The 14,487-nt window shown below is 68.6% G+C and carries 13 protein-coding genes and 2 pseudogenes; 13 read left to right on the top strand and 2 right to left on the bottom strand.

Translation table 11 applies throughout. From position 1 onward, the window contains the following. Positions 1-127 precede the first annotated feature (127 nt). The 3 genes from BSE24067_RS30040 (at position 128) to BSE24067_RS30030 (ending at position 2,922) form a co-directional block, all read left to right on the top strand. Positions 128-1,426, top strand: a complete 1,299-nt coding sequence (locus tag BSE24067_RS30040; protein ID WP_151066679.1) for a THUMP domain-containing class I SAM-dependent RNA methyltransferase — start codon at positions 128-130, stop codon at positions 1,424-1,426. A gap of 331 nt (positions 1,427-1,757) precedes the next feature. Further along, entirely contained in the window at positions 1,758-2,162 is a 405-nt protein-coding gene (locus tag BSE24067_RS30035) for a VOC family protein (protein ID WP_151066681.1), read from the top strand. 73 nt (positions 2,163-2,235) lie between these two features. Then, positions 2,236-2,922: a helix-turn-helix transcriptional regulator gene (locus BSE24067_RS30030; protein WP_040143435.1), complete on the top strand. Its 687-nt coding sequence runs from the start codon at positions 2,236-2,238 to the stop codon at positions 2,920-2,922. A 141-nt stretch (positions 2,923-3,063) separates the two neighbouring features. On the opposite strand, the pseudogene BSE24067_RS30025 reads toward BSE24067_RS30030, so the two are convergent. After that, a pseudogene (locus BSE24067_RS30025) lies at positions 3,064-3,198 on the bottom strand (carbon-nitrogen hydrolase family protein); the annotation flags it as partial. On the opposite strand from BSE24067_RS30025, the pseudogene BSE24067_RS30020 reads away from it, so the two are divergent. The 4 genes and pseudogenes from BSE24067_RS30020 to BSE24067_RS30005 form a co-directional block, all read left to right on the top strand. Next, positions 3,161-3,547, top strand: a pseudogene (locus tag BSE24067_RS30020) (LysR substrate-binding domain-containing protein); the annotation flags it as partial. The pseudogenes BSE24067_RS30025 and BSE24067_RS30020 sit on opposite strands and share 38 nt — an antisense overlap. A 90-nt stretch (positions 3,548-3,637) precedes the next feature. Further along, entirely contained in the window at positions 3,638-4,147 is a 510-nt protein-coding gene (locus tag BSE24067_RS30015) for an NUDIX hydrolase (RefSeq protein WP_151066683.1), read from the top strand. Continuing rightward, entirely contained in the window at positions 4,144-5,307 is a 1,164-nt protein-coding gene (mnmA, locus tag BSE24067_RS30010; protein WP_151066685.1) for a tRNA 2-thiouridine(34) synthase MnmA, read from the top strand. The genes BSE24067_RS30015 and mnmA overlap by 4 nt, the downstream gene beginning before the upstream one ends. A 120-nt stretch (positions 5,308-5,427) precedes the next feature. Further along, positions 5,428-7,047: an FMN-binding glutamate synthase family protein gene (locus BSE24067_RS30005; RefSeq protein WP_151066687.1), complete on the top strand. Its 1,620-nt coding sequence runs from the start codon at positions 5,428-5,430 to the stop codon at positions 7,045-7,047. A gap of 105 nt (positions 7,048-7,152) precedes the next feature. On the opposite strand, the gene BSE24067_RS30000 is transcribed toward BSE24067_RS30005, so the two are convergent. Then, positions 7,153-7,764 (bottom strand): glutathione S-transferase family protein, encoded by a 612-nt coding sequence (locus BSE24067_RS30000; RefSeq protein ID WP_151066722.1) that lies wholly within the window; start codon positions 7,762-7,764, stop codon positions 7,153-7,155. A 188-nt stretch (positions 7,765-7,952) separates the two neighbouring features. Here BSE24067_RS30000 and BSE24067_RS29995 point away from each other — a divergent pair, with 188 nt between their 5' ends. From BSE24067_RS29995 to ruvC, 6 genes are all read left to right on the top strand, one after another. Further along, positions 7,953-9,347 carry an aminopeptidase P N-terminal domain-containing protein gene (locus tag BSE24067_RS29995; RefSeq protein WP_151066689.1) on the top strand — a complete coding sequence of 465 codons (1,395 nt, stop codon included), beginning with the start codon at positions 7,953-7,955 and terminating at the stop codon, positions 9,345-9,347. A gap of 142 nt (positions 9,348-9,489) precedes the next feature. Then, positions 9,490-10,677 (top strand): UbiH/UbiF/VisC/COQ6 family ubiquinone biosynthesis hydroxylase, encoded by a 1,188-nt coding sequence (locus BSE24067_RS29990; protein ID WP_151066690.1) that lies wholly within the window; start codon positions 9,490-9,492, stop codon positions 10,675-10,677. Between the two features lie 143 nt (positions 10,678-10,820). After that, positions 10,821-11,888 (top strand): tRNA dihydrouridine synthase DusB, encoded by a 1,068-nt coding sequence (gene dusB / locus BSE24067_RS29985; RefSeq protein WP_151066692.1) that lies wholly within the window; start codon positions 10,821-10,823, stop codon positions 11,886-11,888. Continuing rightward, positions 11,885-12,118 carry a Fis family transcriptional regulator gene (locus tag BSE24067_RS29980; protein ID WP_006476892.1) on the top strand — a complete coding sequence of 78 codons (234 nt, stop codon included), beginning with the start codon at positions 11,885-11,887 and terminating at the stop codon, positions 12,116-12,118. Before dusB ends, BSE24067_RS29980 begins: the two co-directional genes overlap by 4 nt. Before the next feature lie 44 nt (positions 12,119-12,162). Beyond that, a complete protein-coding gene (gene purH, locus BSE24067_RS29975) occupies positions 12,163-13,728 on the top strand; it encodes a bifunctional phosphoribosylaminoimidazolecarboxamide formyltransferase/IMP cyclohydrolase (RefSeq protein ID WP_151066694.1) in 1,566 nt (521 codons plus the stop codon). A 151-nt stretch (positions 13,729-13,879) separates the two neighbouring features. Next, positions 13,880-14,422, top strand: coding sequence for a crossover junction endodeoxyribonuclease RuvC (gene ruvC / locus BSE24067_RS29970; RefSeq protein ID WP_151066696.1), 543 nt, complete (start codon positions 13,880-13,882; stop codon positions 14,420-14,422). Positions 14,423-14,487: the final 65 nt, after the last annotated feature.

The raw sequence follows: 14,487 nt of genomic DNA, 5'->3' as shown, positions 1-14,487 counted from the left end.
CGGGCGCCGCGCCGCCGGCGAGCGGGCGCGCGTACGCGCTCGCGACGGCGCGGAATCCGGCTCGACGCCGGCCCCGGCCGCCCGCGCCGCGTACAATAGTGGACTTTTGCACGTCCTCACCCGCCTTATGTCCTCGCCCACCCTGTACGAATTCTTCGCTCCCTGCCCGCGCGGCCTCGAAGCGGCGCTTGCCGCCGAGCTGGCCGAGATCGCCGGCCGTCACCTGGACGGCGCGCCGTTCACCGCGGGCGCGCAGGTGCCGGGCGGCGTGCATTTCCGCGGCGGCTGGGCCGCCGGCATGGCCGCGAATCTCCATTCGCGCATCGCGAGCCGGATCCTGCTGAAGATCGCGCACCGCGCGTACCGCAACGAACAGGACGTCTACGCGCTCGCGCTCGAGCAGCCGTGGGAACGCTGGTTCGCGTCGACGCAGACATTGCGCGTCGACATCACCGCGATCAAGTCGCCGCTGAAAAGCCTCGAATTCGCGACGCTGCGCGTGAAGGACGCGATCTGCGACCGGATGCGCGACAAGACCGGCGCGCGGCCGAGCATCGACACCGGCGCGCCGGACGTGCGCGTGTTCGCGTTTCTGACGGCCACCGAGTGCACGCTGTACCTCGATACGTCGGGTGAGCCGCTGTTCAAGCGCGGCTGGCGTCTCGACAAGGGCGCGGCGCCGCTGCGCGAGAACCTCGCGGCCGGCATCCTGCGGCTGACCGGCTGGACGCCCGGCACGCCGCTGTACGACCCGATGTGCGGCAGCGGCACGTTCCTCGCGGAAGCCGCGCAGATCGCGCTCGGCGTCGCGCCGGGCGTCGAGCGCCGGTTCGGCTTCGAAAAACTCAAGCAGTACGACATCACCGCGTGGCAGGGCCTGAAGGTCGCGGCGCTCGACGCGAAGCGCGCGGCGCGCGGCAAGCGCGATTCGCTCGGCGTGTACGGCAGCGACATCTCGGGCGACATGCTCGAGAAGGCGCGCGCGAACCTCGAGCGCGCGGGCGTGCCGTCCGTATGGCTCAAGCAGGTCGACGCGCGCGGGATGACGCCGCCGTGCGACGGCCCCGGCATCCTCCTCGCGAACCCGCCGTACGGCGAGCGGATCGAAGTGCGCGGCCGCAGCGCGCGCGGCGAGGTGCGCGAGACGGGCCGCAACCGCGGCAACGACGACGCGTTCCGCCGCACGCACACCGACGCGCCGGACAGCGAGTTCTTCAACGCGCTCGGCGATGCGCTCAAGCAGCGCTTCACGGGCTGGCAGGCGTTCCTGCTGACGTCCGACCGGTCGCTGCCGGGCCAGCTGCGCCTGCGCGAATCGGCGAAGACGCCGCTGTTCAACGGCGCGCTCGAATGCCGGCTGTTCCGCTTCGACCTGATTGCCGGCAGCGTGAAGGCACGCCCGGCCGCGCAGGAAGGCGACGCGTGACGCGCCGACACCGCGCGAACGCCGCCGCGGCCGCTGCGGCCGCCTGCTGACACCCCCGACGACGCCCGGCACCCGCCGGGCGTCTTGCTTTGCGCGGCACCGATGCACGCGGGGCCGCGTCCGCTTCCGCGATCCGCGCCGGTGCGCGCCGCCGCGCAGGCGCACGCCGGCGGTCCCCGCCGAACACTCCCGACGACGCCGACGCAGCCTTTTGTCAGCACCGCGATCACTACTGACAGCACGCTGTCAGCAGCCCCCGCTCACACTGCAATCCCGGCGCAATGCAAGGCTGGTTTCCATCAAAAAGAACCTGAACAACAAGGAGCTCGTCATGACGTCCGCAACTGCAACCGCAACCCTCGAGCGCGCGATCGCGTGGTTCGACATCCCGTCCCTCGATTTCGACCGGGCGATCCGTTTCTACGAAACCGTGCTGCAGACCACGCTGCAGCGCGAAGTCATCGGCGGCGTGCCGATGGCGATGTTCGATCACGAAGCATCGAGCACCGGCGGCAGCATCGTGTTCGATCCACAGCAGATGAAGCCGAGCGCGAACGGCGTGCTCGTGTACCTGAACGCCGGCGAATCGGTCGTCGCGGCGCTCGAGCGCGCGAAACGCGCGGGCGGCATCGTGCAGGGCTCGGTCGTCGAGCTGCCGAACAACTACGGCTACATCGGCTATCTGATCGACACCGAAGGCAACCGCGTCGGGCTGCACGCGCCGAAATGCCACTGAGCGCGTCCGCGATCCGCCCGGCGCGGCGCTATCATCGCGAAGTCCCCGTAGCCGTTGGAGTCGAGGTGCAGCCATGACGCGCCGTGCCGACCGTTTGTTCCAGATCGCCGAGCTGTTGCGCGGGCGCCGTCTCACGACCGCGCAGCAGCTCGCAGACTGGCTGTCGGTGTCGCCGCGCACCGTCTATCGCGACGTGCGCGACCTGCAGTTGTCGGGCGTGCCGATCGAAGGCGAAGCCGGCATCGGTTACCGGCTGAATCGCAATGCGAGCCTGCCGCCGCTGACGTTTACGGCGGAGGAACTCGCGGCGCTCGCGGTCGGCGCGCGCATGCTCGAAACCTGGGGCGGTGCGCGCTTCGCGGGTGGTGCGCGTTCGGCGCTCGCGAAGATCGCATCGGCGATGCCGGCCGACAAGCGCACGGCGCTCGACCGGCTGCCGGTGTTCGCGCCGTCGTTCCATATCGACGAGACGTTCTGCGCGAAGGTCGACGCGATCCACCAGGCGGTCGACACGCGCCACATCGTCAGCTTCGACTACCGCGACCGGCTCGGTGCGCACACGAAGCGCCGCGTGTGGCCGCTCGGGCTCGTCTACTGGGGCGGGCGCTGGACGATCGGCGCGTGGTGCGAGCTGCGCGGCGACTTCCGCACGTTCGACATCGCGCGGATGGGCGACATCACCGTGCACGAACAGTTTCCGGACATGGAAGGCCGCCGGATCGCCGACTACATGCGGATCGCCGAAGCGCCGATGCGCTGACGCGGCGCGGCGGCTCGCTGAATGCCGTTCTGCCATTCGCGACCTCGCCGCCCCGCCGCCGCTACGTGGCCGCCCTGCCACGTGGCCGCTCCGCTACCTGACTATCCCGCCGCGATCCGCATGCCGACGCGGCCGCGCCCGTCATGCGCCGAACACCACCGGTCGCTTCGGCCGATCGTCGACGTGCAGCAACAGCACGTCCGCACGCGCATAGTGGCCCACGACGTCGAAGTCGTAACGCGCACGCACGAGTTCGCCGGTGTCGATGCGAGCGCTCGCCGATTTCCTCGCGTGCGATCACGTGCTCGTGTCGTCCGGCGGCGTGATCGGGATCGTCGACGAGGCGCTCGCCGCGCTCGGCCACAAGCGGCGCGTCGCGGCGTCGACCACGCACTTCGCGGCGCTGCCGTACCTGCTCGCCGGCTCCGCGCGGTGTCGACGATTCCGTCGCACGCGGCACGTGCGATCGCGCACGCGACGTCGCTGCGGGCGCTCGCGTGCCCGTCGAGCTGCCGCGCTATCCGGTCGAGATCGGCTGGCGGACGAGCGCGCAGCGCGATCCGGCCATCGCGTGCGCGTGCGCGGCACGCTCGGCGACTGTGTCGCGACGATCGTCGCGCCATAAAAAGGGGCGGATATGGCGAGTCGGCCAGGGTCGGATTCGTCCAACGAGACGGCCGGCAGCGTCGGGGCGCAACCGGTAAAATGCCGAACCATGAAACCCGAAATCTGGACCCCGCATGTGACCGTCGCGGCGCTCGTCGAGCGCGCAGGCCGCTTTCTCGTGATCGAGGAAGAGACCTCGACGGGCCTGCGCATCAATCAGCCGGCCGGCCATCTCGAGGCCGGCGAGACGCTCGCCGACGCCGTGATCCGCGAGACGCTCGAGGAAACCGCGCATCCGTTTACGCCCGACGCGCTCGTCGGCGTCTATCTCGCGCATTACGACCGGCCGGGCAGCGCCGGCGCGACGTACCTGCGCTTCACGTTCTGCGGCACGGCCGGCGAGCCGCTGCCGGACCACGTGCTCGACGACGGCATCGTCCGCACGCTGTGGATGAGCGCCGACGAACTGCGTGCGTGCACCGAGCGCCACCGCTCGCCCGCGGTGATGCGCTGCGTCGACGACTATCTCGCCGGGCGGCGCATTCCGCTCGATTTCGTGCATACGCATTCGGTCGCGCCGCGTCCGGAAGCATTCGACCGTCAGGCGGTAGGCAAATGAGCAAGCGCCGTGTAGTGGTGGGCATGTCGGGCGGCGTCGATTCGTCGGTGACCGCGTGGCTGCTGAAGGAACAGGGCTACGACGTGGTCGGCCTGTTCATGAAGAACTGGGAAGACGACGACGACGGCGAATACTGCTCGACGCGCCAGGACTGGATCGACGTCGTATCGGTCGCCGACCTGATCGGCATCGACGTCGAAGCAGTGAATTTCGCGGCCGAATACAAGGACCGCGTGTTCGCCGAGTTCCTGCGCGAATACTCGGCCGGCCGCACGCCGAACCCGGACGTGCTGTGCAACGCCGAGATCAAGTTCAAGGCGTTCCTCGACCACGCGATGTCGCTCGACGCGGAAATGATCGCGACCGGCCACTACGCGCGCGTGCGCGAGCGCGACGGCCGCTTCGAGCTGCTGAAGGCATTCGATCATACGAAAGACCAGTCGTACTTCCTGCACCGGCTGAATCAGGCGCAGCTGTCGAAGACGATGTTCCCGCTCGGCGAGATCCCGAAGACGAAGGTGCGCGAGATCGCCGCGCAGATCGGCCTGCCGAATGCGAAGAAGAAGGATTCGACCGGCATCTGCTTCATCGGCGAGCGGCCGTTCCGCGATTTCCTGAACCGCTATCTTCCGACGAAACCCGGCCCGATGAAGACGCCCGACGGCAAGGTGGTCGGCGAGCACATCGGCCTCGCGTTCTACACGTTCGGCCAGCGCAAGGGCATCGGCCTCGGCGGCAGCAAGGACGGCAACGGCGATCCATGGTTCGTCGCCGCGAAGGACATCGCGTCCAACACGCTGTACGTCGTGCAGGGCCACGACCATCCTTGGCTGCTGTCGCGCGAGCTCGTCGCCGGCAACGTCAGCTGGGTCGCAGGCGAGCCGCCGGCCGAAGGCTTCACGTGCGGCGCGAAAACGCGCTACCGGCAGGCCGACGCGGCATGCACGTTCGGCCGCGCCGCGGCAGCCGGCCCGACAGGCGAAGCGCGCTTCTCGCTCGTGTTCGGTGACGCGCAATGGGCGGTCACGCCGGGCCAGTCGGCCGTGCTGTACGACGGCGAGGTCTGTCTGGGCGGCGGCATCATCGAATCGGCGGCCACCGGCGAGCCCGGTCAGCCGGCGCCGGCGGGCCGCGCACCGGCGCTCGCCGAAGCACGCTGACATCCATTCGGTTTAGACTTGCGGCACGCCGCGCCCGGCGGAACACGATTCCGTCGCGGCCGACGTGCCGCCTTCGCAGCGTACGCATGGCGGTATCTCAAGGTTCTTACGGAGTCCCCCATGCTTTCCAGACGCTACCTCGCGATGTGGTGTGCCGTGCTGTTGCTCGTTGCGGCAGCCGCACTCGCGTCGGTCCACATTCTTTCCTGGCTGTGGATCATCATCCCCGTCGCCCTCGTCGCACTCGGCCTGTACGACCTGAACCAGGACCGTCACGCGATCCTGCGCAATTACCCGCTCTGGGGCCACTTCCGCTTCCTGTTCGAATTCATCCGCCCGGAGATCCGCCAGTATTTCGTCGAGGACGACACCGACGAGAAACCGTTCTCGCGCGCGCAGCGCAGCCTCGTCTACCAGCGCGCGAAGAACGTCGCGGACAATCGCCCGTACGGCACCGAACTGAACGTGAAGGCCGTCGCGCATGAATGGATCAGCCATTCGCTCGCGCCGACGAAGCTGCCGAATCACGACTTCCGCATCCGGGTCGGCGCGAGCCGCGCGCAGCCGTACGACATCTCGATCTTCAACATCTCGGCGATGAGCTTCGGCTCGCTGTCCGCGAACGCGATCCGCTCGCTGAACCTGGGCGCGAAGAAAGGCGGGTTCGCGCACGACACCGGCGAAGGCTCGCTGTCGAAGTACCACCGCGAGCACGGCGGCGACATCATCTGGGAAATCGCGTCCGGCTACTTCGGCTGCCGCAACGACGACGGCACGTTCAATCCGGACAAGTTCGCGAAGCAGGCCGCCGATCCGCAGGTCAAGATGATCGAGATCAAGCTGTCGCAAGGCGCGAAGCCGGGCCACGGCGGCGTGCTGCCGGCCGCGAAGATCACGCCAGAGATCGCCGAGACGCGCGGCGTGCCGATGGGCAAGGATTGCATCTCGCCCGCGACCCACTCCGAATTCTCGACGCCGCGCGGGTTGCTCGAATTCGTCGAGCGGCTGCGCACGCTGTCGGGCGGCAAGCCGACCGGCTTCAAGCTGTGCATCGGCCATCCGTGGGAATTCTTCGGGATCGCGAAGGCGATGATCGAGACGGGGATCGTGCCGGACTTCATCGTCGTCGACGGCGCGGAAGGCGGCACCGGCGCGGCCCCGCTCGAATTCACCGACCACGTCGGCGTGCCGCTGCAGGAAGGGCTGCTGCTGGTGCACAACACGCTCGTCGGGATCGGCGTGCGCGACCGCGTGAAGATCGGCGCGAGCGGCAAGATCATCACCGCATTCGACATCGCGCGCACGCTCGCGATCGGTGCGGACTGGGTGAACTCGGCGCGCGGCTTCATGTTCGCGGTCGGCTGCATCCAGGCGCAGCATTGCCACACCGACCGCTGCCCGACCGGCGTCGCGACGCAGGATCCGGTGCGCCAGCGCGCGATCGTCGTGCCGGACAAGGCCGAGCGCGTGTACAACTTCCATCGCAACACGCTGCATGCGCTGCAGGAACTCGTGCAGGCGGCCGGCCTCGGCCATCCGTCCGAGCTGCGCGCGCATCACATCGTCCAGCGCGTCGCGCCGCACGAGGTGCGGCTGATGTCGCAGTTGCTGAAGTATCTGAAGCCCGGCGCGCTGCTCGACGGCCAGACCTGCGGCTATACGTTGTACGACAAGTGGTGGCCGATCGCGCGCAGCGATTCGTTCGTGCTCGGCGAGACCGTTTACGCGTCGATCGACTGACGCGCGACGCATCGCTCGCGCAGCCGCACTGCCGTCCGGCGCGGTTCGCCAAAAAGAAAAGCGCCCCGCGGGGCGCTTTTCTTTCGTCTGCTCAATATGAGCCGGTCAGCCTTGCGGCAGCGTGTCGGCGAAACTCTGCCGCTGCGACAGCTTCACGAAATGCTTGTCGAGGTTCGGATGGCGGTCGCGCCAGTTGAGTTCGGGCATCCGGAAGTCGAGATAGCCGAGCGCGCAGCCGAGCGCGATGTCGGCGAGCGTGTAATGATTACCGACGCACCACGTCTTGCCGCCGAGGCCCTGCGACATCGCGACGAGCGCGTCGTCGATCTTGCGCTGCTGGCGCGCGATCCAGCTCGCGCTGCGCTGCCCTTCTTCCCGCAGCGTGTGTTCGAGACGGATGGCGACGGCCGCATCGAGCACGCCGTCGCCGAGCGCTTCCCAGCAGCGCACTTCGACGCGCTCGCGCCCCGACGGCGGAATCAGCTTGCCGACCGGCGACAGCGTGTCGACGTATTCGCAGATCACGCGGGAATCGAACACCGCCGCACCATCCTCCATCACGAGACACGGGACCTTGCCGAGCGGATTCGACGCCTGAATGTTCGTCTCCGGCGCCCACACGTTCTCGAGCTCCAGCTTGTAGTCGATCTTCTTTTCAGCAAGCACGATCCGCGCCTTGCGGACGTACGGGCTGCTGAGCGAACCGATTAATTTCATCATCTGCCTTTTCAAGGGAACTGCCGCGAGTATACGTTGTCGCCGATCATAACCGGCTGGCACGGCCGGGTAGAAAATCGTCCGTCCGGCCTGTGGATGGTTTGCAACAGCTGCCGCCGAGGCCCGTCGGGCGGGGCTCGCGGCGATGCCGCTCACGCGCCGCGTCCGGCGGCGCTACAATCGCACGAATGAATGCGCCCCTCGATACCGCCATCGCCGTCGACGTCTACCGCCAGCGCCGCGAACGCGTGCTTGCCGCACTGCGCGCCGCCGGCGGCGGCGTCGCCATCGTCCCCACCGCGCCGGAACTGCTGCGCAACCGCGATACGGCATTCCCGTACCGGCATGACAGCTACTTCCATTACCTGACGGGCTTCACCGAGCCGGATGCCGTGCTCGTACTGAACGCCGCCGGCTCGCACGGCGCGCCGGAATCGATCCTGTTCTGCCGCGCGAAGAACGCCGATCGCGAGATCTGGGAAGGCTTCCACTACGGGCCCGAGGCCGCGCGCGACGCGTTCGGCTTCGACGCGGCGTACGCAGTCGACGTGATCGACACCGAGATGCCCCGCCTGCTCGCCGATGCGGGCACAGTCCACTACCGGTTCGGCGCATCGGCGGAGTTCGACCGCCAGCTCGCCGGCTGGCTCGATGCGGTGCGCGCGCAGGCGCGCACGGGCGTCGCCGCGCCGGACGCGATGCTCGACCTCACGCCGCTGCTCGACGACATGCGGCTCGTGAAGGACGAACACGAACTCGCGATCATGATGCGCGCCGCGCACATCTCCGCGCTCGCACATCGCCGCGCGATGCAGGTGTGCCGCCCCGGCATCCGCGAATACGAGCTCGAGGCCGAGCTGCTGTACACGTTCCGCAAGCACGGCGCGCAGGCGCCCGCTTATGGGTCGATCGTCGCGGCCGGCGCGAACGCTTGCGTGCTGCACTACCCGGCCGGCAACGCGGCCGCGCAGGACGGCGACCTGATCCTGATCGACGCCGCGTGCGAACTCGACGGCTACGCGTCGGACATCACGCGCACGTTCCCGGCCAACGGGCGCTTCTCGGCTGCGCAGCGCGCGCTGTACGACATCGTGCTCGCCGCGCAGCAGGCCGCGATCGACGCGACGCGCGCGGGCGTGCCGTTCGAAGCGCCGCACGACGCAGCCGTGCGCGTGCTCGCGCAGGGCCTGCTCGACACCGGCATCATTCCGAAGACGCGCTTCGCGAGCGTCGACGACGTGATCGCGGAGCGTGCGTACGCGCGCTTCTACATGCACCGCACCGGCCACTGGCTCGGGATGGACGTGCACGATTGCGGCGACTACCGCGAGCGGCTCGCCGCGCGCGACGCGAACGGCGCGCTGCCGTGGCGCACGCTGAAACCCGGCATGACGCTCACCGTCGAACCGGGCCTGTACGTGCGCGCGGCCGACGACGTGCCGCCCGAATACTGGAACATCGGCATCCGCATCGAGGACGACGCGATCGTGCGCGAGCACGGTTGCGAACTGATCACGCGCGACGTGCCCGTCGCGGCCGCCGAGATCGAGGCGCTGATGCGCGCGGGCGCGGCCGGCGCGTGAGCATGCGGCGGGCTGCCGTGAGCCGTAGGCCTTCGGCCTTCGGGCGGCGACGGCGCTCTTCGGCCGCCGGCCCGTGCGTTGTCGTGCGCCATTGACCCGCAGTTGACCCGCAGTTGACCGTTACCCCGTTTCACGAACACTGATGACGACCGCTTCCTCCCCGGCCACGCCGGACTACGACCTCGCCATCGTCGGCGCGGGCCCCGTCGGGCTCGCGCTCGCCGGCTGGCTGGCGCGACGCAGCGCGACCCGGCACGCATCGATCGCGCTGCTCGACGCGCGCGAGCCGGCCGCGAGCGTGAACGATCCGCGCGCGATCGCGGTGTCGCACGGCAGCCGCGTGTTGCTCGACACGCTCGCGTGGCCCGCCGACGCGACACCGATCGAACACATCCACGTATCGCAGCGCGGCCATTTCGGCCGCACGCTGATCGACCGCGACGAACACGACCTCGCCGCGCTCGGCTACGTCGTGCGTTACGGCTCGATCGTGCAGGCGCTCGCGAACGCGGTGCGCGGCACGCGTGTCGACTGGCTCACGTCGACGACCGCACGCGCCCCGCAACAGGACGGCGACGGGGTCACGCTGACGCTCGACGGCCCGCAAGGCGAACGCCCGCTGCGCGCGCGCATCGTCATCAACGCCGAGGGCGGGCTGTTCCACGAACAGCACGCCGATACGGGCAAGCATCGCCGCGACTACGGCCAGACCGCGATCGTCGGCACGGTCACGGTGTCGGCGCCGCGCCCGAACGTCGCATGGGAGCGCTTCACGCACGAAGGCCCGCTCGCGCTGCTGCCGCTCGGCGGCCCGCGTCAGGCCGAGTATTCGCTCGTGTGGTGCTGCGCACCCGACGAGGCCGCACGTCGCGCGGCGCTGCCCGACGATGCGTTCCTGCGCGAACTCGGCGCGGCCTTCGGCGAGCGGATGGGCCGGTTCGTCGCGATCGCGGGGCGCGCGTCGTTCCCGCTCGGGCTGACCGCTGCGCAAACGCTCGTCAACGGGCGCGTCGCGATCGTCGGCAACGCCGCGCAAACCCTGCATCCCGTCGCCGGTCAGGGGCTCAACCTCGGGCTGCGCGATGCGCATACGCTCGTCGACGCGCTGTCGACGCAAGGCTTCGAAGCGACCGCGCTCGCGACCTTCAACGCGCGCCGCGCACTCGACCGGCGCTTCACGATCGGCGCGACCGACACGCTCGCGCGCCTGTTCACGATCGATGCGGGGCCGCTTCCGCTGCTGCGCGGCGCGGCGCTTACCGCGCTCGAATTCGTGCCGCCGCTGAAGAAGGCGATCGCGCGCCAGATGATGTTCGGCCAGCGCAACTGACGCGGGGCACACCGCAGATGGCGCGCAGCCGCGCCACGCAAACCGGGTCAAATCGGCGGGGCATGGGAATACGGTAAAATGCGCGTTTTCCCTTCGCCCTTTTTTGCCCGCGACGCCCGGCGCTCGCGGGCGGTGCCATTGCGATGCCCGTTATCGGCCCTCACGTTTTGCGTAACAACCTGTTCGTCGCCCCGATGGCCGGGGTGACGGATCGTCCGTTCCGCCAGCTGTGCAAGCGGCTGGGGGCCGGATACGCGGTGTCCGAGATGGTCGCGTCCAATGCGCAGCTGTGGAAAAGCGCGAAGACGATGCGGCGCGCGAACCACGAAGGCGAAGTCGAGCCGATCGCGGTGCAGATCGCCGGCGCCGACCCGGCGATGATGGCCGAAGCGGCCCGCTACAACGTCGACAACGGCGCGCAGATCATCGACATCAACATGGGCTGCCCGGCGAAGAAGGTCTGCAACGTCGCGGCCGGCTCCGCGCTGCTGCAGAACGAGCCGCTCGTGCAGCGGATCGTCGAGGCCGTCGTCGCGGCGGTCGGCACGGGGCCCGATGCGGTGCCCGTCACGCTGAAGATCCGCACCGGCTGGGATCGCGAGCACAAGAACGCGATCACGGTCGCGCGCCTGGCCGAGGCGGCCGGCATCTCGATGCTGACCGTGCACGGCCGAACGCGCGCCGACCTCTACCGCGGCGACGCGGAATACGACACCATTGCGGCCGTGAAGGCGGCCGTGCGCATCCCGGTCGTCGCGAACGGCGACATCACGTCGCCCGCGAAAGCGAAGGCCGTGCTCGACGCAACCGGCGCCGACGCACTGATGATCGGTCGCGCCGCGCAAGGCCGGCCGTGGCTGTTCCGCGAAATCGGTCATTTCCTGCAAACCGGCGAGCTGCTGCCCCCGCCGCGGATCGACGAGATCCAGCACGTGATGAACGAGCACCTGGAAGACCACTACGCGTTCTACGGCGAATTCACCGGAGTCCGTACTGCGCGCAAGCACATCGGCTGGTACACTCGCGGCCTTTCCGGTGCCAACGCGTTCCGGCACAGGATGAACACGCTCGATTCCACCCGCGAGCAGCTCGCCGCCGTCAATGCCTTCTTCGAGGCGCAAAAGGCGCTGTCGGACCATCTCGTCTACGTCGACGACGAAGCGGAAAACGGCCAGGGCGAGTCGGACGACCATAACCAGTTAGCAGCATGAGCAAGCACAACATCGAACAATGTGTCCGCGAGAGCCTGGACGTGTATTTCCGGGATCTAGACGGCTCCAATCCGCACGACGTCTATGAAATGGTGATGTCCTGCGTCGAAAAGCCGATGCTCGAGGTCGTGCTCGTACAGGCCGGCGGCAACCAGTCGCTCGCCGCCGAGTACCTCGGCATCAATCGCAACACGCTGCGCAAGAAGCTGCAGCAGCACGGCCTGCTGTAGGCGGCCGTCCCGTCCCCGTTTCCCTGGCTATTGGTGGTTCCATCATGATCAAGCAAGCGCTCATTTCCGTTTCCGACAAGACCGGCATCGTCGACTTCGCGAAGTCGCTGTCCGACCTCGGCGTCAAGCTGCTGTCGACCGGCGGCACCGCGAAACTCCTCGCCGACGCCGGCCTGCCCGTGACCGAAGTGGCCGATTACACGGGCTTTCCGGAAATGCTCGATGGGCGCGTGAAGACGCTGCACCCGAAGGTGCACGGCGGCATCCTCGCCCGCCGCGACCTGCCCGAGCACATGCAGGCGCTGGAGCAGCACGGCATCCCGACGATCGACCTGCTGGTCGTGAACCTGTATCCGTTCGTCGCGACGATCGCGAAGGACGACTGCACGCTCGCCGACGCGATCGAGAACATCGACATCGGCGGCCCGACGATGCTGCGCTCGGCCGCGAAAAACCACCGCGACGTGACGGTCGTCGTCGATCCGGCCGACTACGCGGTCGTGCTCGACGAAATGAAGGCGAACGGCAACGCGATCGGCTACGCGACCAACTTCCGCCTCGCGACCAAGGTGTTCGCGCACACCGCGCAATACGACGGCGCGATCACGAACTACCTGACGAGCCTGACCGACGAGCTGCAGCACGCGTCGCGCAACGCATACCCGGCCACGCTGAACCTGGCGTTCGACAAGGTGCAGGACCTGCGCTACGGCGAGAACCCGCACCAGAGCGCAGCGTTCTACCGCGACCTCGCGGCGCCGGCCGGCGCACTGGCGAACTACCGCCAGCTGCAGGGCAAGGAACTGTCGTACAACAACATCGCCGATTCCGACGCGGCGTGGGAATGCGTGAAGACGTTCGACGCGCCGGCCTGCGTGATCATCAAGCATGCGAACCCGTGCGGCGTCGCGGTCGGCAACGATTCGGCCGACGCGTACGCGAAGGCATTCCAGACCGATCCGACGTCGGCATTCGGCGGCATCATCGCGTTCAACCGCGAAGTCGACGAGGCGGCCGCGCAGGCGGTGGCGAAGCAGTTCGTCGAAGTGCTGATCGCGCCGTCGTTCACGGACGCCGCGAAGCAGGTGTTCGCCGCGAAGCAGAACGTGCGTCTGCTCGAAATCGCGTTGGGTGATGGCCACAACGCATTCGATCTGAAGCGCGTCGGCGGCGGCCTGCTCGTGCAGTCGCTCGATTCGAAGAACGTGCAGCCGAGCGAGCTGCGCGTCGTCACGAAGCGCCAGCCGACCGCGAAGGAAATGGACGACCTGCTGTTCGCATGGCGCGTCGCGAAGTACGTGAAGTCGAACGCGATCGTGTTCTGCGGCAACGGCATGACGCTCGGCGTCGGCGCAGGCCAGATGAGCCGCGTCGATTCCGCGCGCATCGCGAGCATCAAGGCGCAGAACGCCGGCCTCACGCTCGCCGGCTCGGCGGTCGCGTCGGATGCGTTCTTCCCGTTCCGCGACGGCCTCGACGTCGTCGTCGCGGCGGGCGCGACCTGCGTGATCCAGCCGGGCGGCTCGATGCGCGACGACGAAGTGATCGCGGCAGCCGACGAGCACGGCATCGCGATGATCCTGACGGGCGTGCGCCACTTCCGTCACTGATCGCACGCGGCCCGCGCGGCGGCTGCACGCAAACCCGGCGGTATCGCATCCGCCGGGTTTTTTATTGCGCGGCGCGTTCGTGCGCGGCCGTCCGGCCGGTACGGCGCACCGTTCGTTGTAGTATCGCTGCATCACGTTTTTCTCCTCACACATGCGAATTCTCGGCATCGACCCTGGCCTGCGCGTCACCGGCTTCGGCGTCATCGACGTCAGCGGCCACCGGCTCGCCTATGTCGCGAGCGGCGTGATCCGCACGCCCGCGGCCGATCTGGCCACCCGGCTCGGCACGATCTTCCAGGGCGTGTCGACGCTCGTGCGCGAACATGCGCCGGACCAGGCCGCGATCGAGCAGGTGTTCGTCAACGTGAACCCGCAGTCGACGCTGCTGCTCGGCCAGGCACGCGGCGCCGCGATCTGCGGGCTCGTCGCGGGCGGGTTGCCGGTGGCCGAATACACCGCGCTGCAACTGAAGCAGGCCGTCGTCGGCTACGGCCGTGCGACCAAGTCGCAGATGCAGGAGATGGTCACGCGGTTGCTCAATCTCACCGGCCAGCCCGGCAGCGACGCGGCCGACGCGCTCGGCATGGCGATCTGCCATGCGCACAGCGGCAATACGCTCGGCACGATCAGCGGACTCGCGCCGGCGCTCGCGAAGAAGGGGCTGCGCGTGCGGCGCGGACGGCTCGTCGGCTGACGCGGCGGCTCGCCCGCCTGACGGCCATCCCATCGGCATCGCGCCGCACCTGCGCTACACTCGCG

The sequence above is a fragment of the Burkholderia latens genome (genome assembly GCF_902499045.1).
Classification (GTDB): domain Bacteria; phylum Pseudomonadota; class Gammaproteobacteria; order Burkholderiales; family Burkholderiaceae; genus Burkholderia; species Burkholderia latens.
Note: the sequence above shows the minus strand (reverse complement) of the source record. Positions and strands in the feature narration are given on the sequence as shown.

Bases quoted from the DNA above. Each gene is read 5' to 3' on its own strand.
- BSE24067_RS30040 (WP_151066679.1), top strand. From the start codon at position 128: ATGTCCTCGCCCACCCTGTACGAATTCTTCGCTCCCTGCCCGCGCGGC.
- BSE24067_RS30035 (WP_151066681.1), top strand. From the start codon at position 1,758: ATGACGTCCGCAACTGCAACCGCAACCCTCGAGCGCGCGATCGCGTGG.
- BSE24067_RS30030 (WP_040143435.1), top strand. From the start codon at position 2,236: ATGACGCGCCGTGCCGACCGTTTGTTCCAGATCGCCGAGCTGTTGCGC.
- BSE24067_RS30015 (WP_151066683.1), top strand. From the start codon at position 3,638: ATGAAACCCGAAATCTGGACCCCGCATGTGACCGTCGCGGCGCTCGTC.
- mnmA (WP_151066685.1), top strand. From the start codon at position 4,144: ATGAGCAAGCGCCGTGTAGTGGTGGGCATGTCGGGCGGCGTCGATTCG.
- BSE24067_RS30005 (WP_151066687.1), top strand. From the start codon at position 5,428: ATGCTTTCCAGACGCTACCTCGCGATGTGGTGTGCCGTGCTGTTGCTC.
- BSE24067_RS30000 (WP_151066722.1), bottom strand. From the start codon at position 7,764: ATGAAATTAATCGGTTCGCTCAGCAGCCCGTACGTCCGCAAGGCGCGG.
- BSE24067_RS29995 (WP_151066689.1), top strand. From the start codon at position 7,953: ATGAATGCGCCCCTCGATACCGCCATCGCCGTCGACGTCTACCGCCAG.
- BSE24067_RS29990 (WP_151066690.1), top strand. From the start codon at position 9,490: ATGACGACCGCTTCCTCCCCGGCCACGCCGGACTACGACCTCGCCATC.
- dusB (WP_151066692.1), top strand. From the start codon at position 10,821: ATGCCCGTTATCGGCCCTCACGTTTTGCGTAACAACCTGTTCGTCGCC.
- BSE24067_RS29980 (WP_006476892.1), top strand. From the start codon at position 11,885: ATGAGCAAGCACAACATCGAACAATGTGTCCGCGAGAGCCTGGACGTG.
- purH (WP_151066694.1), top strand. From the start codon at position 12,163: ATGATCAAGCAAGCGCTCATTTCCGTTTCCGACAAGACCGGCATCGTC.
- ruvC (WP_151066696.1), top strand. From the start codon at position 13,880: ATGCGAATTCTCGGCATCGACCCTGGCCTGCGCGTCACCGGCTTCGGC.